The sequence below is a fragment of the Nocardia sp. NPDC005825 genome (genome assembly GCF_040630175.1).
Taxonomy (GTDB): Bacteria; Actinomycetota; Actinomycetes; order Mycobacteriales; family Mycobacteriaceae; genus Nocardia.
The window spans coordinates 286,772-307,492 of record NZ_JBEXXC010000004.1 but is presented as its reverse complement, the minus strand read 5'-3'; the positions used below and the strand labels follow the sequence as shown (position 1 = coordinate 307,492).

General features: G+C 66.7%; 18 protein-coding genes and 1 tRNA gene. 9 read left to right on the top strand and 10 right to left on the bottom strand.

Going from position 1 to position 20,721, the window contains the following annotated elements; translation table 11 throughout:
• The first annotated feature begins 7 nt into the window (after positions 1-7).
• Entirely contained in the window at positions 8-1,117 is a 1,110-nt protein-coding gene (locus ABZ382_RS13665) for an FAD-dependent monooxygenase (protein WP_357088013.1), read from the top strand.
• A gap of 71 nt (positions 1,118-1,188) precedes the next feature.
• On the opposite strand, the gene ABZ382_RS13660 is transcribed toward ABZ382_RS13665, so the two are convergent.
• Positions 1,189-3,516 (bottom strand): MMPL family transporter, encoded by a 2,328-nt coding sequence (locus ABZ382_RS13660; protein WP_357088010.1) that lies wholly within the window; start codon positions 3,514-3,516, stop codon positions 1,189-1,191.
• A 217-nt stretch (positions 3,517-3,733) separates the two neighbouring features.
• Between ABZ382_RS13660 and ABZ382_RS13655 the strand changes: the two genes are divergently transcribed.
• From ABZ382_RS13655 to tgt, 5 genes are all read left to right on the top strand, one after another.
• Positions 3,734-4,321, top strand: a complete 588-nt coding sequence (locus ABZ382_RS13655) for a TetR/AcrR family transcriptional regulator (protein WP_357088007.1) — start codon at positions 3,734-3,736, stop codon at positions 4,319-4,321.
• A 36-nt stretch (positions 4,322-4,357) separates the two neighbouring features.
• Positions 4,358-4,897 carry an Rrf2 family transcriptional regulator gene (locus ABZ382_RS13650; protein ID WP_357088005.1) on the top strand — a complete coding sequence of 180 codons (540 nt, stop codon included), beginning with the start codon at positions 4,358-4,360 and terminating at the stop codon, positions 4,895-4,897.
• 70 nt (positions 4,898-4,967) lie between these two features.
• Complete coding sequence (locus tag ABZ382_RS13645; RefSeq protein WP_357088002.1) at positions 4,968-6,701, top strand: ABC transporter ATP-binding protein; 1,734 nt, start codon at positions 4,968-4,970, stop codon at positions 6,699-6,701.
• A complete protein-coding gene (locus tag ABZ382_RS13640; protein ID WP_357088000.1) occupies positions 6,698-8,662 on the top strand; it encodes an ABC transporter ATP-binding protein in 1,965 nt (654 codons plus the stop codon). Before ABZ382_RS13645 ends, ABZ382_RS13640 begins: the two co-directional genes overlap by 4 nt.
• A 42-nt stretch (positions 8,663-8,704) precedes the next feature.
• On the top strand, positions 8,705-9,955 hold the full coding sequence (gene tgt / locus ABZ382_RS13635; protein WP_357087997.1) for a tRNA guanosine(34) transglycosylase Tgt: 1,251 nt from the start codon (positions 8,705-8,707) through the stop codon (positions 9,953-9,955).
• A gap of 42 nt (positions 9,956-9,997) precedes the next feature.
• On the opposite strand, the gene ABZ382_RS13630 is transcribed toward tgt, so the two are convergent.
• Positions 9,998-10,672, bottom strand: a complete 675-nt coding sequence (locus ABZ382_RS13630) for a queuosine precursor transporter (RefSeq protein ID WP_357088751.1) — start codon at positions 10,670-10,672, stop codon at positions 9,998-10,000.
• Between the two features lie 160 nt (positions 10,673-10,832).
• On the opposite strand from ABZ382_RS13630, the gene ABZ382_RS13625 reads away from it, so the two are divergent.
• Positions 10,833-11,393: a DUF4190 domain-containing protein gene (locus ABZ382_RS13625; protein ID WP_357087994.1), complete on the top strand. Its 561-nt coding sequence runs from the start codon at positions 10,833-10,835 to the stop codon at positions 11,391-11,393.
• Between the two features lie 96 nt (positions 11,394-11,489).
• Here the strand turns inward: ABZ382_RS13625 and ABZ382_RS13620 are convergent, their stop codons facing one another.
• The 3 genes from ABZ382_RS13620 to ABZ382_RS13610 form a co-directional block, all read right to left on the bottom strand.
• On the bottom strand, positions 11,490-12,260 hold the full coding sequence (locus ABZ382_RS13620) for an RDD family protein (RefSeq protein WP_357087991.1): 771 nt from the start codon (positions 12,258-12,260) through the stop codon (positions 11,490-11,492).
• A 50-nt stretch (positions 12,261-12,310) separates the two neighbouring features.
• The gene (gene gluQRS, locus ABZ382_RS13615; RefSeq protein WP_357087989.1) at positions 12,311-13,270 is read right to left on the bottom strand and encodes a tRNA glutamyl-Q(34) synthetase GluQRS; all 960 of its coding nucleotides are present in this window, start codon (positions 13,268-13,270) and stop codon (positions 12,311-12,313) included.
• A gap of 98 nt (positions 13,271-13,368) precedes the next feature.
• On the bottom strand, positions 13,369-13,866 hold the full coding sequence (locus ABZ382_RS13610; protein WP_357087986.1) for a DUF309 domain-containing protein: 498 nt from the start codon (positions 13,864-13,866) through the stop codon (positions 13,369-13,371).
• A gap of 381 nt (positions 13,867-14,247) precedes the next feature.
• Between ABZ382_RS13610 and ABZ382_RS13605 the strand changes: the two genes are divergently transcribed.
• Complete coding sequence (locus ABZ382_RS13605; protein WP_357087983.1) at positions 14,248-14,457, top strand: DUF397 domain-containing protein; 210 nt, start codon at positions 14,248-14,250, stop codon at positions 14,455-14,457.
• A 108-nt stretch (positions 14,458-14,565) separates the two neighbouring features.
• On the opposite strand, the gene ABZ382_RS13600 is transcribed toward ABZ382_RS13605, so the two are convergent.
• Complete coding sequence (locus ABZ382_RS13600; RefSeq protein ID WP_357087981.1) at positions 14,566-16,236, bottom strand: cytochrome bc complex cytochrome b subunit; 1,671 nt, start codon at positions 16,234-16,236, stop codon at positions 14,566-14,568.
• Positions 16,237-16,333: 97 nt separating this feature from the next.
• Here ABZ382_RS13600 and ABZ382_RS13595 point away from each other — a divergent pair, with 97 nt between their 5' ends.
• Entirely contained in the window at positions 16,334-17,734 is a 1,401-nt protein-coding gene (locus tag ABZ382_RS13595; RefSeq protein WP_357087978.1) for a WS/DGAT domain-containing protein, read from the top strand.
• A 69-nt stretch (positions 17,735-17,803) separates the two neighbouring features.
• On the opposite strand, the gene ABZ382_RS13590 is transcribed toward ABZ382_RS13595, so the two are convergent.
• The 4 genes from ABZ382_RS13590 to ABZ382_RS13575 all read right to left on the bottom strand — a co-directional run bounded on the left by ABZ382_RS13590 (position 17,804) and on the right by ABZ382_RS13575 (position 20,721).
• The gene (locus tag ABZ382_RS13590) at positions 17,804-18,229 is read right to left on the bottom strand and encodes a hypothetical protein (protein ID WP_357087977.1); all 426 of its coding nucleotides are present in this window, start codon (positions 18,227-18,229) and stop codon (positions 17,804-17,806) included.
• 57 nt (positions 18,230-18,286) lie between these two features.
• A complete protein-coding gene (locus ABZ382_RS13585) occupies positions 18,287-19,114 on the bottom strand; it encodes a DUF2637 domain-containing protein (protein WP_357087975.1) in 828 nt (275 codons plus the stop codon).
• A gap of 426 nt (positions 19,115-19,540) precedes the next feature.
• Positions 19,541-19,626, bottom strand: a tRNA-Ser gene (locus tag ABZ382_RS13580).
• 54 nt (positions 19,627-19,680) lie between these two features.
• Complete coding sequence (locus tag ABZ382_RS13575; protein ID WP_357087972.1) at positions 19,681-20,721, bottom strand: hypothetical protein; 1,041 nt, start codon at positions 20,719-20,721, stop codon at positions 19,681-19,683.

Sequence of the window (20,721 nt, the reverse complement as noted above, 5' to 3'; positions counted from 1 at the left end):
TGATGACATGAGCAAGGCCGTGCTGATCTCCGGGGCGGGGATCGCTGGGTCGACGCTGGCGTATTGGCTGGGGCGCAACGGGTTCGACGTGACCGTGGTCGAGCGGGCACGCGGGCAGCGGTCGAGCGGGAACCCGATCGACGTGAAGGGACCCGCCGTCGAGGTGGTCGAAGCCATGGGGGTGATGCCGGCGCTGCGGGCGGCGGCGTCGGCCGTGGATCGAATGAGCTTCGTGGACGAGACCGGCAGGAAGCGGTCGGGGTTGCGGCTCAGCGCTTTTCAAGGCGGGGCGGGCGATCGGGAGGTGGAGGTCGCCCGGGCGGATCTGGCCGGGGTCCTGCTCGGTGCGGCCCGTGACAAGGCCGAAGTCCGTTGGGGAGAGTCGATCTCGGCGATCACGCAGGATGCGGGCGGGGTGGATGTCCGCTTCGAGAGCGGCGGCACCGGCCGCTACGACTACGTGATCGGAGCCGACGGCCTGCATTCGAACGTCCGGCGGCTGGTCTTCGGCGACGAGGCCGGATTCATCCGGCACATGGGCATGTACGCCGCCACCCTGCCCGTCGACCGGGTCTTCGACGACGACCGCGAAGTGGTCATGTTCAACCGGCCGGGCCGCGCGATCACCGTCCACCCCTCCAACGGGAAAGCCGTGGCCGCCTTCATGTTCCGGCAGCCGGCCGTTCCCGGCTTCGACCACCGAGACCTCGCGCAGCACAAAAACTTGGTGGCCGCCGCCTTCACCGGCCGCGCCGGCATCTTCACCGACCTGCTCGACCAACTCCAGGCCGCCGACGACATCTACTTCGACTCGGTGAGCCGAATCAGCCTGCCGCACTGGTCGATCGGCCGCATCGCCCTGCTGGGCGACGCCGGATCCTCGCTCTCCCTGTTCGGCGACGGCTCCACCCTCGCGATCGCGGGCGCGCACACCCTGGCCGAGGAGCTCACCCGAATCCCCTGCGATCCCCGGCGGGCACTGGCGTCCTACGAGCGCCGCCACCGCAAGCTCGTCGGACCCAAGCAGCGCGGCTTCCGCGCCGCCACCGCCCTCATGGTTCCCGGCACCTCCGCCGGTATCGCGCTCCGCAACGCCGCCGTCCGTTTCCTGCGCTGACGAACAAGGCGCGTAAACGAACTCGGCCCCCACCCGGAATCCGGGTGGGGGCCGAGCATTCGACGCGTCGGTCAGCCGATCGTGGCGTGTTCCTTCGACTCGGCGGGGACGGTGGACTGCTTCAGCTCGGTGAGCTTGGCGCCCTCCACGTCGATGTCGGGGAGGATGCGGTCCAGCCACTTGGGGATCCACCACGCCGAGTCACCCAGCAGGGCGAGCAGCGACGGGATGAGCACCATGCGGACGATGAAGGCGTCGAAGAAGACGCCCGCCGCCATGGCGAAGCCCATGGACTTGGCCACCACGTTGTCCTGCAGCATGAAGGCGCTGAAGACCGAGATCATGATGATGGCCGCGGAGGTCACGACGCGGGCGCCGTGGTGGTAGCCGCTGATCATGGCTTCCTTGGCGGACTTGCCGTGCACGTATTCCTCACGCATGCGGGTCACCAGGAACACCTGGTAGTCCATGGCGAGACCGAATACCAAGCCGATCAACATGATCGGCAGGAAGCTGACCAGCGGGTGCGGTTCGACCAGGCCGAACTTGCCGTCCTGGAAGATGAGCACGGTCGCGCCGAAGGTGGCCGCCATGGAGAGCAGGAAGCCGAGCGCGGCGGTCAGCGGCACCAGGATGGAGCGGAACACCAAGAGCAGCAGGATGAATGCCGCGCCCGCCACGATCGCCAGATACGGGATGATCTTGACCAGCAGTGCCTGCGAGACGTCCGCGAAGATGGCGGTCGTACCGGTGATGCCGTACTCCATGCCGTACTGAGCCTTCAGCTCGGACTCGGCATTGCGGGCATCCTTGACCAGATCCTTGGTCTCCTTGTTGTTCGGCCCGGCGTGCGGGACGCCGGTGAACATGGCGGCCTGGCCGTCCTGGCTGTGCTGGGCCACCGTCAGGTAGTCCATGCCCGGGTAGTGGGCGAGCTTGTCGCGCAGCGCGTTCAGCGCCTCGGTGCGCTGGTTCTCCGGGGTCTTGCTGAGGTCGACCACCACCATCAGGGTGCCGTTCGAGCCCTCGCCGAAGCCCTCGGTCTGCAGGTCGTACGCCTTGCGGATGGTGCTGTCGTGCGGCATGGAGTCGCCGCCGGGCAGACCCAGCTGCAGGTTCACCGCGGGGGCGGCCAGCAGGCCCAGCAGCACCACGGAGATGCCGAGGGTCAGCGCGGGCGCCTTGCCGATGAGGCGGGCGAACCGCTGGCCGTTGGTGACCGAGGTGTCGTCCTCGGGATCGTGCTGGGCGATCAGCGGCAGCTTCGGCTTGAACAGGAAGCGGCCGAACGCGCCCATGAGCGCGGGCATCAGGGTGACGGCCACCAGCACCGCCATGGCCGCGGAGACCGCGCCGAAGATACCCATCGAGGTGAGGAAGCTGACCTTCACGAAGGTGAGACCGGCCAGCGCGATGATGACGGTCAGACCGGCGAAGATGACGGCCGAGCCCGCGGTGCCGACCGCGGTGCCCGCGGCTTCCTCCGGCGAATTCGACACGGCCAGTTCGTGTTTGTACCGGGAGACGATGAACATGGCGTAGTCGATGGACAGCGCCAGGCCGATCATGGAGGCCAGGATCGGGGTGAAGGTCGGCACGGTCAGCCAGTGGGTGCCGAACATGATGACGGAGATGGCGGTGCCGACACCGACGAGCGCGGTGAGGATCGGCACGAAGGCCGCCACGATCGCGCCGAACGCGATCACCATGACCACCAGCGCCACCGCGATGCCGATCATCTCCGAGGCGCCGCTGGAGCCGCCCGGATCCTGGGTGATGGAACCGATGAGTTCGACCTGCAGGCCGGCCGCGCGCGCGTCCTCGCCGACCTTGTAGGCGGCCTCACGGTCTGCCGCGGTGAGGTCGGAGTACTTCGGGATCGTGTACTTGACCTGCATGGTCGCGACCGAGTCCGGGTGCTCCTTGTTCAGCACGTTGAGCGGTGCGCTCGAGCAGTTCGCGGCGAAGGCCGGGTTGGAGCGGTCGGCGGCGAGGCAGTCGATTCCAGCGCGCTCACCGATCTTCTTGGTGATGTCGACCGGGTTCATCAGCGGCGCGGTCTTGTCGATGATGTCGAGTGCGCCGAGCTTGGTGACGAAGGCCTGCAGCGCGGCCGCGTTGCCGGGATCGGTCAGCTTCTGACCGTTCGGCGCGGCGATCACATAGGTGCCGTTGACGGCATTCTGGTCGAAGCCGGCGGAGGCGCCCGGGAAGTGCTCGTCGAGGATCTTGGTGGCCCGCTCCGACGGCAGGTCCGGCATGGTGAAGGAGTCCTGGAACGGCTTGGCCAGCGAACCGCCGACACCACCGATCACGAACAACGCGGCGATCCACGCCGCGATGACGATCCATTTACGGCGGAAGGCGAACTTTCCCCACCGATAGAGGTATACGGACACGAGGGGTCTCCTGGGCGATGGTTTGTGCGGGCTGAACAGGGGTGCTGGTGTGCGAGCGCGTAGACAACACTGCCGCCGGGAGCTACCGCTCCCCGCCTTCACGAAACGAAATCTGCCTACCGTGCGGTAGGTAGACTACCGAGGAGCTAAGTGGAGGAACAACCTCGACTCTAGGTGGCGTAGATCGCACTTCGAGCCGGAGTGAGAGGATGAGTGCATGGGTGGCCCGAACGGTTCCGCGACTGTTGTCGCAGGTAGAAGCACAAAAGATGCGATCCGAGAAGCCGCTCTGCAGTTATTTGCCAGCAAAGGGTTCGACCACAGTAGTTTGCGCGAGGTCGCCGATGCGGTGGGAATCACAAAAGCCTCGCTCTACTATCACTATGCCTCGAAGGTCGATCTTCTGGTAGCGATCATCGAGCCGATGTTCGACGAAGTGCGCGATCAGGTCGCGAGCCTCGACGAACTTCCCGCAACTCCGGAGAATGTCCGCGCGGTCATTCGCGAGCGCCTGCATTCGACGCTGGCCAACCGTCAGGTGGGCGCGCTGTGCATGCGCGACACCGTCGCCATCGTCAACGCGCTCGGTAATCGCTATCCGGACATGATCGAGTTGCATCACCGCATGTGCCGGTGGATGGCCGGACCCGATCCCGACGCCGACACCCTGCTGCGCGCGGCCGCGGCCATGCAGGTGCTCAGCACCGCGATGATGACCCAGGAGATCGTCGCGGACATGGATGTCGACCACGTCGAGACGACCTTGCTGAATGCCGCACTCGGTGTGCTGTATCCCGCGCGATAGGGTTTTCACACCACCGATCCGATTTCAGGAGTTTCCGTGCACATCACCGCGAAGGTCGATTACGCGGTGCGCACCCTCGTCGAAATCGCGAAGGGGCAGCCGGATTCGGTGAAGGCCGACGCGATCGTCGCCGCCCAGGACATTCCGCCGAAAGTGCTGGAATCGGTGGTGGCGGATCTGCGCAAGGGCGAATTGGTGATCAGCCGCCGCGGTCCGGACGGCGGTTACCGGCTGGCCCGCCCGGCCGCCGAGATCAGCATCGCGAATGTGATTCGCGCCGTGGAGGGCCCGCTGGCCTCCGTGCGCGGGCAGCGGCCCGAGGACGTCAGCTATACGGGCGCGGCCGAACCGCTGCAGCGGGTGTGGATCGGCCTGCGGGTGAACATCCGTTCCGTGCTCGAGCGCGTCACCATCGCCGACATCGCCCACGACCTGCTCCCGTCCTTCCTGGACGAGCTGCTGCACGACCCGGACGCCTGGACCCGCCGTCCCCGCCCGGCGGTGGGCACGGTCGCGACCACGCCTCCGCAGCCCACCGCGGGCGAGTGGCGTGATCTGGATCAACCCGACATCTAGCGGGGCGCTTCCGGTGCCGCCGGAAAAGCTCGCGGCGAGCGTCCGAGGATGGCGGTAGCCTGCCAGCATCATGTTGATCCGACTTCTACGCACCTCCATGCGGCCCTACCGCAATCAGTTGGCGGGGGTCGTCGTGCTCCAGCTGATCTCGGTCATCGCCATGCTGTATCTGCCCACGTTGAACGCCGACATCATCGACCAGGGTGTCACCAAGGGCGATATCGGCTACATCTGGTCCACCGGCGGCTGGATGCTGCTGGTGACCGCCATCCAGATCATCGCCCAGGCCGCCTCGGTCTACCTGGGCGCCCAGGCCGCCATGGGCGCGGGCCGCGATATGCGCGCGGCCCTGCTGCACCGGGTGGGCACCTTCTCCGCGCGGGAGGTCGGCGTGTTCGGCGCGCCGTCGCTGATCACCCGCAATACCAACGACATCGGCCAGGTGCAGCTGCTGGTGCTGATGAGCGCGACCATCCTGGTGATGGCCCCGATCATGTGCATCGGCGGCATCTTCATGGCGCTGCGCGAGAGCATGCAGCTGTCGTGGCTGCTGTTGATCGCGGTGCCGGCGCTGGCGCTGTCGATGGGCTTCATCATCACCCGCATGGTGCCGGGCTTCCGGCGCATGCAGGACCGTATCGACGCGGTGAACCGGGTGCTGCGTGAGCAGATCACCGGTATCCGCGTGGTGCGGGCGTTCGTGCGGGAGCGCCAGGAGACCTGGCGGTTCGGTGTCGCGAACAGCGAGCTGACCGAGCAGTCGCTCTACGTCGGCAAGTACATGGCGCTGATGTTCCCGATGGTCATGCTGATCTCGAACGTCACCACGGTCGGCGTCATCTGGTTCGGCGGCCACTCGATCGACAACGGGGACATGCAGATCGGCACGCTCACCGCGATGCTGGCCTACATCATGCAGATCCTGATGGCGGTCATGATGGCCTCCTTCCTGGCCATGATGGCCCCGCGCGCCGCGGTCTCGGCCGAGCGGATCAGCGCGGTGCTCGACACCGAGTCCTCGGTGTCGGAGCCGCGGCTGCCGCGGGCGTTCGAGGACGACCCGGGCAAGGTGGACCTGCGGTTCGCCGAGTTCAAGTTCCCGGGCGCGGAGAAGCCGGTGCTGAAAGCCATTCGCTTTCAGACGAAGCCGGGCACCACCACCGCCATCGTCGGCGCGACCGGCGCGGGCAAGACCACCCTGATCAACCTGATCCCGCGGCTCATCGACGTCACCGACGGCGCGGTCCACGTGGGCGGCACCGATGTCCGGGAGCTGCAGCTGGAGACGCTGCGCACCGAGATCGGCCTGGTCCCGCAGAAGGCGTACCTGTTCTCGGGCACGGTGGCCTCGAACCTGCGCTACGGCAAGCCGGACGCCACCGACGAGGAACTCTGGCACGCGCTGGAGATCGCGCAGGCCGCCGACTTCGTGCGCGAGATGCCGCAGGGGCTGGAAACGCCTGTGGCGCAGGGCGGTACGACCGTCTCCGGCGGTCAGCGGCAGCGCCTGGCGATCGCCCGCGCGCTGGTGCGCAAGCCGCGCATCTACCTGTTCGACGACTGCTTCTCCGCCCTGGACGTCGCCACCGACATGCGGGTGCGCGAAGCCCTGAAGCCGGAGACCGCGAACGCGTCGGTCATCATTGTGGCGCAACGGATCTCGACCATCCGCGACGCCGATCAGATCGTGGTGCTGGAGGACGGCGCGATGGCCGGCATCGGCACCCACGACCAGTTGCTGCTCGACTGCAACGAATACCGCGAGATCGTGGAATCGCAGTTCAGCGCGGAGGAGGTGCGATGAGGCCCGGAGCCCCCAATCCCGGTGCGCCGGACGCGAAGGCGAAATCCTTCGGCCCGTCGCTGAAGCGCCTGCTGCGCCTGCTCGCGCCGGACAAGGCCTACCTGGCGGTCGTGTTCGTGCTGGCCGTCGGCTCGGTGGTGCTCAACACCCTGGGCCCGCAGATCCTCGGCAAGGCCACCAACCTCATCTTCGACGGTGTGGTCGGCAAGCAGTTGCCCGCCGGGCAGAGCAAGGACGAACTGGTCGAGGGCCTGCGCGCGGGCGGCAACACCACCTTCGCCGACATGCTCGCCAGCATGGACGTGATCCCCGGCACCGGAATCGATTTCACCGCCGTGGGGCATGTGCTGGCCTGGGTGCTGGCGCTCTACATCGGTTCCGCGCTGTTCGGCTGGCTGCAGGCGCAGCTGCTGATCGTGGTGCTCAACCGCACCGTGAAGCGGATGCGCGCGCAGATCGAGGAGAAGATCCACCGGCTGCCGCTGCGCTACTTCGACTCGATGCCGCGCGGTGACGTGCTCTCGCGTGTCACCAATGACGTCGACAATGTGGCGCAGACGCTGCAGCAGACCATGTCGCAGCTGATCATCAATGTGCTGTCGGTGATCGGCATCCTGATCATGATGTTCTGGATCTCCTGGATCCTGGCCCTGATCGCGCTGCTCACCGTGCCGCTGGCGGTCATCGTGACCGCGCAGATCGCCAAGCGCTCCAAGCCGCACTTCGTGGACCAGTGGAAGTACACCGGTGAGGTGAACGCCCAGGTCGAGGAGGCCTTCACCGGCCATGAGGTGGTCAGCGCCTTCGGCCGGGTGCGCGAGGTAGGGGAGAAGTTCGACGAGACCAACGCGAAGCTCTACGACGCCTCGTTCAAGTCGCAGTTCATCTCCGGGCTGATCATGCCCGCCATCATGTTCCTCGGGAACCTGAACTACGTGCTGATCGCCGTGGTCGGCGGTCTGCGGGTGGCGTCGGGTCAGCTGTCGCTGGGCGAGGTGCAGGCGTTCATCCAGTACTCGCGCGGGTTCACCCAGCCGCTCACCCAGATCGGTTCGATGATGAACCTGCTGCAGTCGGGTGTGGCGTCGGCGGAGCGGATCTTCGAGATCCTCGACGCCGAGGAGCAGTCGCCGGACCCGGATCCGGAGGACTCGCGGCCGCTGGAGCGCGGGCGGGTCGCGTTCGAGGACGTGTCCTTCCGCTACGAGCCGGAGACCCCCGTCATCGACGACCTCTCGCTGGTCGCCGAGCCCGGTCACGTGGTGGCCATCGTCGGGCCGACCGGCGCGGGCAAGACCACGCTGGTCAATCTGCTCATGCGGTTCTACGAGGTGGATTCCGGCGCCATCACCATCGACGGCGTCGACATCACCGCCATCACCCGCGACCACCTGCGTTCGCGCATGGGCATGGTGCTGCAGGACACCTGGCTGTTCGGCGGCACCATCCGCGAGAACATCGCCTACGGCAATCCGAACGCCTCCGAGGAGGACATCCTCGAGGCCGCCCGCGCCGCCTATGTGGACCGGTTCGTGCACGCGCTGCCGATGGGCTACGAGACGGTCATCGACGAGGAGGGCTCCGGCGTCAGCGCCGGCGAGAAGCAGCTCATCACGATCGCCCGTGCGTTCCTGGCCAAGCCGTCCATCCTGATCCTGGACGAGGCCACCAGCTCGGTCGACACCCGCACCGAGTTGCTGGTGCAGCACGCCATGGCGGCGCTGCGCCGGGACCGCACGAGTTTCGTGATCGCACACCGGCTTTCGACGATCCGCGACGCCGACACCATCGTGGTGATGGAGAAGGGCAAGATCGTCGAGCAGGGCACGCACGAGAAGCTGCTCGCGGCCCGCGGCTTCTACCACCGGCTCTACAACGCCCAGTTCGCCGCCGCCATCACCGATGGCGAGGGCAACAATGTGGACGATCCGGAGCCGGACGCGGTCGTCCTCACCAAATGACCGAAGAAAATCACCCAGCCGCCGAAGTGAGAGGATAGCTCGGTGTCTGCTGCCTCCGAGTTCTCGTTCAAGGTCGGTGCCCGCCTGGAAGGGCGGCACGGCAGGACCGGTGTGATCAGTACGCCACATGGCGATATTGCGACACCCGCCTTCATTCCCGTCGGCACCAAAGCCACGGTGAAGGCCGTGCTGCCGGAGACCATGAAGGAACTCGGCTCGCAGGCGCTGCTGGCCAACGCCTACCACCTCTACCTGCAGCCCGGCCCGGACATCGTGGACGAGGCCGGCGGCGTGGCCGAGTTCATGAACTGGCACGGCCCGACCTTCACCGACTCCGGCGGCTTCCAGGTCATGTCGCTGGGCGTCGGCTTCAAGAAGGTGCTGGCCATGGAATCGGTCGGCGTGCAGGACGACGACGTGATCGCCAAGGGCAAGGAGCGCCTGGCGCACGTCGACGACGACGGCGTCACCTTCCGCTCGCACCTGGACGGCTCCAAGCACCGGTTCACCCCCGAGGTGTCCATGGGCATCCAGCATCAGCTGGGCGCGGACGTCATGATGGCCTTCGACGAGCTCACCACGCTCATGAACACCCGTGGCTACCAGGAGGAATCGCTGGAGCGCACGCGGCTGTGGGCCAAACGCTGCCTCGACGAGCACGAGCGGCTCACCGAGGCGCGCTCGCATCGGCCGTATCAGGCGTTGTTCGGCGTGATCCAGGGCGCGCAGTACGAGGACCTGCGCCGCAAGGCCTGTCGCGACCTCGAGGAGTTGCGGGGCGCGGCCGGAACGGGATTCGACGGCTACGGCATCGGCGGCGCGCTGGAGAAGCACAATCTGGGCACCATCGTCGGCTGGTGCTGCGACGAACTGCCCGAGGGCAAGCCCCGGCACCTGCTCGGGATCAGCGAGCCGGAGGACATCTTCACCGCGGTGGAGAACGGCGCGGACACCTTCGACTGCGTGAATCCCTCACGCGTGGCGCGCAATGCGGCGCTGTACACCGACGAGGGCCGGTTCAATATCAATACGGCCCGGTTCAAGCGCGACTTCACGCCGATCGACGAGACCTGCGACTGCTACACGTGCACGCACTACACGCGCGCCTACATCCATCACCTGTTCAAGGCGAAGGAAATGCTCGCCTCGACGCTGTGCACCATCCACAACGAGCGGTTCACGGTCCGTCTGGTCGATCGCGTCCGCGAGAGCATCGACGGCGGTTACTTCGACGAATATCAGGCCGACTTCCTGGGCCGCTGGCGCGGCCGCATCAAAGCCCCTGGGCAATAAGGGAATTCGACACGGCCGCGAGCGTCGGAGAGTCGGTCCGCGTCACTCGTAGATGGCCGAGCGCTCGCGCGGGCGGTAGGAGGGTTCGCGCTTCTTGAGGAAGGCGATGCAGCGGTAGCTGATCGGCAGTACGCACGCCTCGACGAGGGTCTTCCAGATGAAGCCGACGATCACGTAGTTGACGAAGTCGCCCCAGGTATTGATGCCGATGGCGGTCGCCGCGATCGAGCAGAACACCAGCGTGTCACCGAACTCGCCCGCGACCGTGGAGCCGAGCAGTCGCGCCCAGAGATGCTTCTCCTTGGTGCGCTCCTTGATCAGCACCAGCGTGCTGGAGTTCAGGAACTGGCCCACGAAGTAGCCGGTGATCCCGGCCAGCGCCAGCTGCGGGGTATTGCCGAGCACGTCCCCGAAGGAGGTCGGGTTCTGCTGCAGGTCACCGGTGGGCAGTTTGATGACGATCTGGAAGCAGACGATCATCAGCAGCAGCGCCGCGAACCCGTAGTAGACGGTGCGGCGGGTGGCCCGGAAGCCGTACACCTCGCTGAGGATGTCGCCGATGACGTAGGCGATCGGGAAGAGGAAGAACGCGCCGTCCATGGTGATCGGCAGGATGGTCAGCGGACCCAGGGAGAAGTGCTGTCCGGAGAAGAACTGGACGCCCTTGGCGACGCATACGTTGGAAATCAGCAGGACAGCGGTGAAGGCCACCGCCACCGGCGTGAAATATCCCCCCGCCGCGTCCGCGAATGCGGCGTGTTGCGGCGTGGGGTGTCCAGATCGGTCGGTTTCGACCGTTTCGATATCACTCACGCCCGAAAGTATCCCCTGCCTCGACCACGGGGTATGGATAGCTGGGGTGCCCTAGGCTGGACGAATGACGAATCCTGGCGATTCCGACGAGTGGTGGAAGCAGTACGGGGGTGAGGGCGTCGCGCCCGAGACCCCGCCTGCGGCGCCGCAGCAATCGACGCCGCCTCCGCCCGGCTACACCTCCGCGCCGCAGTATCAGCAGCCGCCGCTGACCCCGCCGCCGCAGCCGGTGTATCCGAGCTATCCGCCGCCGCAGGCGAATCCGACGCCGGGCTATCCGGGCGCGGGCCAGCAGCCCACGCCGCAGCCCGCGGGCTACGGCGGCTACCCGGGCTACCAGCCCTACGGGTACGCGGCGCCGACGCAGCAGACCAGTTCGCTGGCCATCGCGTCGCTGGTGGTGTCGATCATCGGCATCCCGGCCATGTTCTTCTGCGCGTTCCTACCGGTGGTCTCGATCGTCGGGCTGGTGCTGGGGATCGTCGCTCTCAACCAGCTCAAGACGAACGGGCAGCAGGGGCGCGGCCTGGCGCTGGGCGGCATCTGGGTCGGCGCGGCCGGGACGGTGCTGGGGCTGGGCGGGTTCCTGATCTTCATCATCGCCAGCGTGACGGGCTCCAACTGAGAGACCGGCGCGGTGCGCGAATGATCAGGCGCACCAATGACAATGGGGCGCATCCGGAGAGGATGCGCCCCATTGCGTTCAGCGGAGGGAAGAGCCTCAGCCCTTCAGCACCTGGGTGCCGCCGGCGAACTGGTCGTGCCAGCCCTGCTTGGTCGGGCTCTGCTCGATGGTGATGGCGATGTAGATCGCCATACCGAGGCCGACCAGCGTGCCCAGGCACGGGACCAGCTGCACGATCATGAACAGGTTGCGCTTGGCCGAGGTGGCCGGGTCCAGCGGCGCGCCGCCGGGGCCGACGACCCGCAGGTTCAGGATCTTCTTGCCCAGCGTCTGGCCGCCCTGCTGGGTCTCCATGAAGATGAAGTAGCCGAAGTAGATGACCGGAACCAGCACGCTCCACAGCCACGCGATGCTGTTGGGCAGCAGCACCTCGATGATGCCGGCCGGGATACCGATGATCAGGCCGTCGATGATGCGGGCCGCGAAGCGGGTCCACAGGTCACCGGGCTGCGAGCCGCCGAAACCGCCACCGAAACCGGGCTGGCCGCCGTCCGGGTAGGGCTGGTAGGCGGGCTGGCCGTACTGCGGCGGCTGCTGGCCGTAGGCGTCGGACTGACCGAACGGCTGCTGCGGCTGCTGGCCGTACTGCGGCGGCTGCTGCTGGCCGTACGGGTCGGGCTGCTGCCCGTAGGGCTGCTGGCCGTAAGGCTGCTGCGGCTGCTGGCCGTAGGGGTCGGACTGCCCGTAGGGCTGCTGCTGACCGTACGGCTGCTGTGGCTGCTGCGGCTGGCCGTAAGGCTGCTGCGGCTGTCCGTACGGCTGGCCGCCCTGCGGATACTGGTTGGGGTCGTACCCACCGCTCGTCATTGTTCCGCCGTCCTCGTCGATTTCGTTCGGGATCTGGTCGAGTGCGTACGTTACGGACACCAGCTGGGTTGCAACAACCCGTCAGGGTCGAGTCTCCAGGGTTCTTTGGGCAGGTTTTCCGGCCGGAATCGTTCCAGGACATCGGCCGGCGTGGTAGCGCCGTCGTAGCCGAGCGACGCCGCGAGCGCGCTCAGCACGTATCGCGGGGACTCGCCGAGGGCTGTCCGATCGCGCAGGGTGACTGCCCCGTCGCGCTTGGCGAGCCGTTGCCCGGAGGTATTGAGCACCAGCGGGACGTGGGCATATGCGGGGACGGGCAGGCCGAGCAGTGTCGCCAGATACGCCTGCCGGGGCGTGGAGGGCAGCAGGTCGTCGCCGCGCACCACCTGGTCGATGCCCTGGTCGGCGTCGTCGACCACGACGGCGAGGTTGTAGGCGGGGGTGCCGTCGCCGCGCCGCAGCACCAGATCGTCCACGGCGCCACGGTATTCGCCGAGCAGCAGGTCGGTGACGGTGAACTCGGTGCGGTCGGCGCGCAGCCGCAACGCGGCGGGGCGGCCCTCGTCGCGCCACCGCCGCCGCTCCGATTCGGTGAGGTTGCGGCAGGTGCCCGGGTACGCGCCCATCGGGCCGTGCGGCGCGGTCACCGCCTGCTGTATTTCCTTACGCGTGCAGAAACATTCGTAGGTCAGGTCCGCCTCGGTGAGGCGCGCGATGGCCGTCTCGTAGAGGGCGAGGCGCTGCGACTGCCACACCACGGGCGGGTCCCAGTCCAGGCCGATGGCGGCGAGGTCCTCGAGTTGCCGTTCGGCCGCACCCTTCTTGACGCGGTCCAGATCCTCCACCCGCATGAGGAATTCGCGTCCGGTGGAGCGGGCGAAGAGCCAGGCCAGCAGTGCGGTGCGGAGGTTGCCCAGATGTAGATCGCCGGATGGGCTGGGCGCGAAACGACCGGCCCCGGGCCGCCGCCCGGGGTGGGCGGTCGTTGCTGGGGCGGGGTCGGTCGGCATGTCTGTCGATGGTAGTTCGCATCCTTCGCAGCGCGGCCGACCCTTCGCCTTCCTGCGGGTGCGCACCTCGAGCGTGCTGGGGCGATGGGATTGCGAATTCAGTGCGGGATTGTGAGCCGAGCTCGAAGGTCCGTGTCGGAGATGGGTTTTCCCTGTTCAATGGCCTCGAGCAAGGTGTGGGCACGGTCCACCAGGCCGGACGAGTCGATGCCGTAGGGGGCCGATCCGTAGGCGGAGAGGCGTTCGGACGCCCGTGTCAGCAGAGTGCGCGCTCCCTTGGGGTTTCCCCGCTGAATGTGGGTGAGTCCAACGGCAAATTGCGCGAGGCCCTGCCATAGCGACTTCTCCGCGAACGGACCGTTCTTCCAGGCGGCCTCCAGAACCTCGTGGGCGTAGAACGCCAGGCCCTCGTCCAGCAGACGTTGGGCGTAGTCGAGGGTTTCGGCCGGCGGCAGGTCCAGGTCATCGGGAATGCGCGGGATGCCGGGGCTGCCGAATGGGAGGGGTCGCCCAAAACGGTCACGAGGACGGGCATTCCGGGCACGGCCGTCGTCGTCGCGGTCCCGTCCGGCGTCCTCCGGTGACTGCTGGGGCATGCTCCCCATGATTCCCCATGCCCCGCGTGCCCCGGTCCACCCGGGGTGCCCGAGCGGTGAGCGAAGGAATTCTCATATTTGAAATTCAATAGCCTCAAATTGGGGCTAATTTCTTGCAAATAATTTGCTGGCTAACCTTGCCACAAATTTGCTGGTTGAAAACGAAAGAATGCGATCTCCTAATGACGAACCCTGCTAGGGTTTAGCGCGGGAACGGCCATCGGGGGCGCATTCCCATCGCGAAGTGCAGAGACAGGTTGTACGGAGCGTTTGCGTGCGACCCGCGGCGAGCCCGGGGATTCGTGTTTTCGAACGATCCCGCGGTCGCCAGGTTCGATGCCAGCAGGATTCCAAGCTTGACGCAGAAAAGGAGCTAGTACCGTGAAGGTGGATTTCACCGGCGCCGTTTGGCGCAAGAGCAAACACAGCGGCCCCAACGGCAACTGCGTGGAGGTCGCGTTTCTCCGCGACGGCAATGTCGCGGTCCGGGACACCAAGGACCACGGCGCCGGGCCGATCCTGGCTTTCACTCCGGGCGAGTGGGATGCGTTCGTAGCGGGCGTCTCCGACGGAGAGTTCACGCGGGCCTGATCGCAGCCTGCGGGTGGCCTGTCGCGGCCCCACCGGGAAGACATGGAAGCCCCCGAGTCCCGGAGACTCGGGGGCTTCACTCTGCCGAAAGCCGTGGTGCGGAGACGATCAGGTGCCGTGCTGACCGTTGCCCGATTGCCCGTCACCCGATTGTCCGTTGCCGGCGGCGCTCTCCTGCACCCGTCGCAATACGGCCAGTTGGGCGCGCTCGGCCGCGTGGTCGTTGGCGGCGTTGAGTTCGCGTTCCTCCGGGGGATCGGGCCAGAAGAACGCGCCCGTGCCCGGGCTGCCCGCGATGCCGAGTTGGTTCAGCTTCCGGGGGACGCGCGCGCCCTGATATTCCAGGGGGATCGGATGGCCGTGCGCGTCCACCGGGCCGAGTGGCTGATGCAGCTCGATGTACTCGCCGTGCGGAAGCCGTCGCACCACACCGGTTTCGATGCCGTGCTCGAGCACGCTGCGGTCGGCGCGCTGCAGTCCGATGCACAGCCGGTAGGCCGCCGCGTACGCCAGCGCCGGGACGGTCAACAGGCCGATGCGGAAGGCCCAGGTGGTGGCATTGAGCGAGATGTCGAACTTGAAGGCGATGATGTCGTTGACGCAGGCCAGCGTGAGGATCAGGTAGAAGCTCAGCGACATGGCCCCGATGGCCGTGCGCACCGGTACGTCGCGCGGGCGTTGCAGCAGGTTGTGCCGGGCCCGATCGCCCGTGAGCCGCTTCTCGATCCACGGGTAGGCGATGATCAGCGTGAAGATCAGCGGCATGAACAGCGCCACCGAGAACGCGCCGGGAATGGTGTGCCCGAAGGGGTACGCCTCCCAGGCGGGGAACAGGCGCAGGAAGCCGTCGGTCCACATCATGTAGAAGTCGGGCTGGGTTCCGGCCGAGACCTGGGATGGGTTGTAGGGGCCCAGATTCCAGATCGGATTGATCTGCAGCAGCCCGCCCATGATGGCCAGCGCGCCCAGGGTGAAGGCGAAGAACGCGCCCTGGTCCAGCGAGAAGACCGGCACGATGCGCGTGCCGATCACGTTCTTCTCGGCGCGTCCCGGTCCCGGGTACTGGGTGTGCTTCTGGTACCAGACCAGCGCGATGTGAACCACGATGAGCGCCAGCATGATTCCGGGCAGCAGCAGTACGTGGGCGATGTAGAGCCGCGGAATGATGATGTTGCCGGGGAAGTCCCCGCCGAACATGAGCCAGTGCAGCCAGGTGCCGATGACCGGGCTGCCCAGGGTGATTCCCGCGAAGGCGGCGCGCAGGCCGGTGCCCGACAGCAGGTCGTCGGGCAGCGAATAGCCGAAGAAGCCCTCGAACATGGCCATGATGAGCAGCAGCGCCCCGATCACCCAGTTGGCCTCGCGGGGCTTGCGGAAGGCGCCGGTGAAGAAGATCCGGCACATGTGGACGATCATCGACGCCGTGAACAGCAGGGCGGCCCAGTGGTGGACCTGCCGCACGAACAATCCGCCGCGGACGTCGAAGGAGATGTTCAAGGCGCTCTCGTAGGCGCGCGACATGGTGACCCCGCGCAGCGGCTGATAGACCCCGTTGTAGGTGACGTCCTGCATCGAGGGGTCGAAATACAAGGTCAAATAGACGCCGGACAGCAGCAGAATGATGAAGCTGTACAGCGCTATTTCGCCGAGCAGGAACGACCAGTGGGTGGGAAATACCTTGTTGATCGATCTCTTGAGGAATGCGGCGCCTTGGTAGCGCTGGTCCATCTCATCGGCTTGATTCGCAAGTCGACCGGCGATCTTGTTGGTGGTTGCCATAGCGGTCACCCCGCCCCCGGGAGATTGGTAAGGCTTCTACTACACACGGTAGCACCGCGAGCGGCCCTGTGGCATGGGGTTTCGTTATGGTCGTCGGGTGAATTCCCTGGCCGCTCGGGACGCCACCATGTACTGGTTGTCCGCGCGTACGCGCAACGATCTGTTCCTGCTGTACTGCTTCGCCGACGCCGGGCGCGATCCGGAGCAACTGCGGGCGGCCGTCGCGAACCGAGTGGTCCGTATTCCGGATTTGCTGATGCACGTGCTGGATACTCCTGCAAACCTTGCGTATCCGCTTTGGGCGACTTGCGAATTCACCGACGATCAGTTCATCGACCACGACCTCGGCGATGCGACCTGGGTGAATCTCACCGCAGACCTCGGCGCCCTGCTCGGCACCGGCCTGGAGGCGAATGACCGCCCCTGGCGACTGCACACCTTCCGGAATGTCCGGGACGTGCCGGGATTCGCTGCCGGGGAGCCCGCCCTCGTCGCGGTACTCCAGCTGTCCCACGCCCTGGCCGACGGCCGCCGCGCCGCCGCCCTCGCCCGTGCGCTGTTCGGCGCCGATGACCTTCCCGCCCCACCCGCGACACGTCCAACCGCCCCCTTCCCCCTTCGATTCCTGCCGAATCGCTTGCGCGACAGGGCGACTACCGCCATCGCCGCGACGCTCGCCCTGCCCGCCATCCCGATCGGCATGGCGCGCACCGTGGTTCGCGGCCTGGCCGCCGCCCGCGCCCAGCGCCTCCTTGTCGACCTCACCGCCGCCGGTGAACTCCCACCCCCGGCCCCCGACGTCGAACCGACTCTCCTGAACGGCACCGGCGCACCCCCGGCAGCGCACATCGCGCGAATGCTGGTGTGCGACAAGACCCGTCTGCGCACTCCGGACCATTCGGTCACGGTGGTCGCCCTCACCGCCATCTCGTTCGCGCTCGAACGGTATCTCCGCGACCGCGACGCGCCGGTCCCCGAACTCCGCGCCCAGGTCCCCATGGCGATCACCGCCCCCGCAACCGGCGACCCCACCCGCAACGCCTACCGCGACCTCTCGGTCGACCTGTCGCTATCCGAACCCCACCCGCGAGCCCGCGCCGACCGCATAGCCGCCGACCTCACCGCCCGCCGGACCCGCGCGGCCCATCCCCTCCAGCACGCACCCGACGCGGTAACCGCCGTCCTCCCCGCCCCGATCCTCCACCGTGACGTGACCAATGCCCCGATCGACCAGCTCCCCGCACGAGTCTCCGGCCATACCGTCGTCTCCAGCGTCGACCGTGGCCCCGCCGACCTGGAGTTCGGTGGCGGTCCGGTGCGTTTCACCGCGGGCTTCCCGGCCCTGGGCGCGGTCATGCACCTCACCCACGGCGTCACCGGCCTGGGCGACACCGTCACGATCTCCGTGCACGCCGACCCCGCCGTGATCCCCGACCCGGACCACTACGCCGATCTGTTGGACTCGGCCCTGGACGAGGTCGCCCGCGCACTGCGCTGATCCGCGACGACGAAAGGCCCCGGCGGACCGAGTCCGGCCGAGGCCTTCGAGGCGGTGTTCGGTGGAGAGTTAAGCCATTCCGTTGACCATCGAATGCTCGGACAAGCTATCGGGCACACCCCACTGGGTATGGGTGAGTGCTTCGAAAACACAGATCAGCAATAGTTTCCGCGCGCGATGGCCGGAGGTGCTCTCGGATTCGCCGGCCACGTCGTGGATTCGCATACCGGCCGCCGGGCTGCGGCGCGGCGCGGGCTCCGACAACATCCAGAACATTTCGGGTCCCATCAGTGTCGAGCGCCCGCCCGTCTCGGTGAACCACCGGCCCGAGTATTCGATCATCAGATCGGTGAATGATTCGACGTTGCCGAATGCATCGGTGAACTGAGTCATCGCACCGGATCGATCCAGACTGTTCTGGATGAGCGAAGCCAGCCGGATCGCGATTTCCCTGAACTGATCTACTCCCTGGTCCTGCCACATGTTCATCGCCATACTTCGCTCCAGAAGGGTCGGTGGTGAATGTTGGGGGTTGATCGAGCCGCATGCCCACTACATTTGCGCAGCGGTCATGTAGAACCGGCGCCGTTCGTCGGCGTTCAGCAGAACGGGCTTGTGCTGGGCGCCGATGCCGGCGTTCTGCCCCGTGGAATATCCGGGTCCCACGGATTCCAGTGGGTAGAGCCTCGGCTGAGCGGCAGGGAATGGGTCCTCGGCGCGCCCCGTCTCCTGCCGTTCGAGTTCCTGCCGTTCGAGCGCCGCTTCGTAGAGGTCGAGGGTGGGCTCCGGATCGTCGTCCTCGGCCGCGCCGACCAGGTCCTCGAGCTCGTCCTCGAGCTCGGGCGCCTCGTTCTCGTCCTCGAATTCGGCGGCCTCGAGCTCGGCCGCGTGTTCCGCCGCGACCTGCTTGCCGCGTTCCCAGAGCATCAATGTGAGGTGCACGGCGAACAGCATTGTCAGCGGCATGCCGGCGTACAGGCACATCGGCACCACGCTGCCGCCGATCTCGTGGGCGTATTGGATATTCCCGGCGATCGAGACGAGAGTCGAGAGAGCGAACAAGGCGGTCGAGTACCACCAGCCGACGCTCCATTGCCGGAATGCGGCGGTGGCGATGATCGAGGCGATCACCAAGCCATCGATGGCGATCGGCACATTCGAAGCGAGATCCGGCGGCACCAGATTGCGCACCGAGAGTTGGTGCAACGCGGCAAAAGACATCTGAAATGACTTGACTGCCACCACGGCGGTTACCGCCAGCGAAGCATGGGCCAGCCGGGGTCTGAACGAACTCAGTCGACGGAGAATGCCTCCCGTTCCGCGTGATTGGGATACTCGCACTTCGCCATTCGTAGATCCTGCGGTTGGCATCGTCACCATGGCGGCGAGGGTACCGCGCGGCCGTTCGCCGATTGCGCATCGTCTTATTTTCAGATGCGGTCGGGTCCCTAGTTCCTATCTGCGGCGACTGAGAATTGGTGAACTATTGTCTGAAATCGCCTCTACTGCAACATGTCACGACTTTGCCGCAATGGCCGGAAGTGCTGCAATCATCTGTCTATGGGTGTTTCGTGGTTATTATCCGTTATGCCCCTCTGCTCGTTGGGTTCTGGCGAAAAGGGGACTCTCGCGGACGATCGCGGCACCGCCGCGTTCCCGCGGCCGCCCGCCCGAACCGTCCAGCCGAACGAGTCTCGGGTCACACCGTCGGCCCGAGTGAGGTTGCTCACGCCTTGTGCTGAATCCGATCGGCTCCGGATATGCGGAAGGCCCCGTCCGGACTGAGTCCGGACGGGGCCTTCGAAGCGGAGGATAGGGGATTTGAACCCCTGAGGGCTGTTAACCCAACCCGCGTTCCAGGCGAGCGCCATAGGCCACTAGGCGAATCCTCCGTCGAGCAATATACCGGGTACACCCCTGGTAGAAGCAAATGCAGTGGTCGGCGGCTACTTCTTCTTCAGATTGTTGAGCGCTTTCTGGGCCTGCTCCTTGCACACCTGGGCGATCTCGTCCTTGCTGACGCTCTGGCCCTTGCCCATGCGCAGACGGATGTTGACCTTCACCGACGCGTTGTCGTCCTTGACCGCGACCGTGTAGTCGGTGGTGGTGAAGGAGGAGTAGTCGTCGACCTTGGCCGCCCAGTAGCCGGCCTCGCCGATGCCGTTCACGTCACCGGCGGTGCGGCCGCTGCCGGTGGTGCCGGTGTCGCTGGTCTTCCAGATGTCGTACTCGGGGCGGTTGTAGGCGCTCGACGAGCCGCTCAGCAGCGAGACGTTCAGGGTGAGATCGGCGGTATTGGCGATCGCGTACTTGTCGGTCTTGGAGGTTTCCTCGTTGCCGGCCCGGCAGTCGAAGCGGCCGCCCGAGTAGTCGGTGGGCTTGGTCTCGGAGTGCTCGGGGGTGCCCTTGGAGTTGGCGGCCCACTTGTTGAGCACCGAGGTGTCGATCACGGTGCAGCCGTTGGTGATGCCCTCCATGGAGTACTTCCCGGCGGCCTTCTTCTTGTCCCCGCCCAGCGGCGACGGGCTGTCGCTGCCGCTGAGCGCGACCACGCCGATCACCGCGCCGACGATCACCACCAGACCGATCACCCCGCCGATGATCCAACCTGTCTTATTGCCCCCCGAACGCGGCGGCTGCGCCGGATAGCCGTAGCCCTGGCCCGGCGGCGGGACCGGGGGCTGGGCGAACTGCTGCTGCTGCGGGAAGCCGCCGGACAGGGGCTGGCCGTAGGCGTCGGTCATGGGCTGCTGGTAGCCGGGCATCGGCTGCTGCGGGTAGCCGGGCGCGGACTGCCCGGTCGGGAGGGGCTGCGCGGGGGGCGTGTACGGGGGCATGCCGCCGGCGGCGTAGTTGAGCATCGTCGGGTCCGCACCCTGAACCGGCTGGCCCTCCCCGGCGGCGGGCGCGGTGGCCCACCATTGCGCGGTCTCCTGGGCTTTCTGCGGATCGTGCGGAGCACCGGCTCCTGGATCGGAACTCGTCAT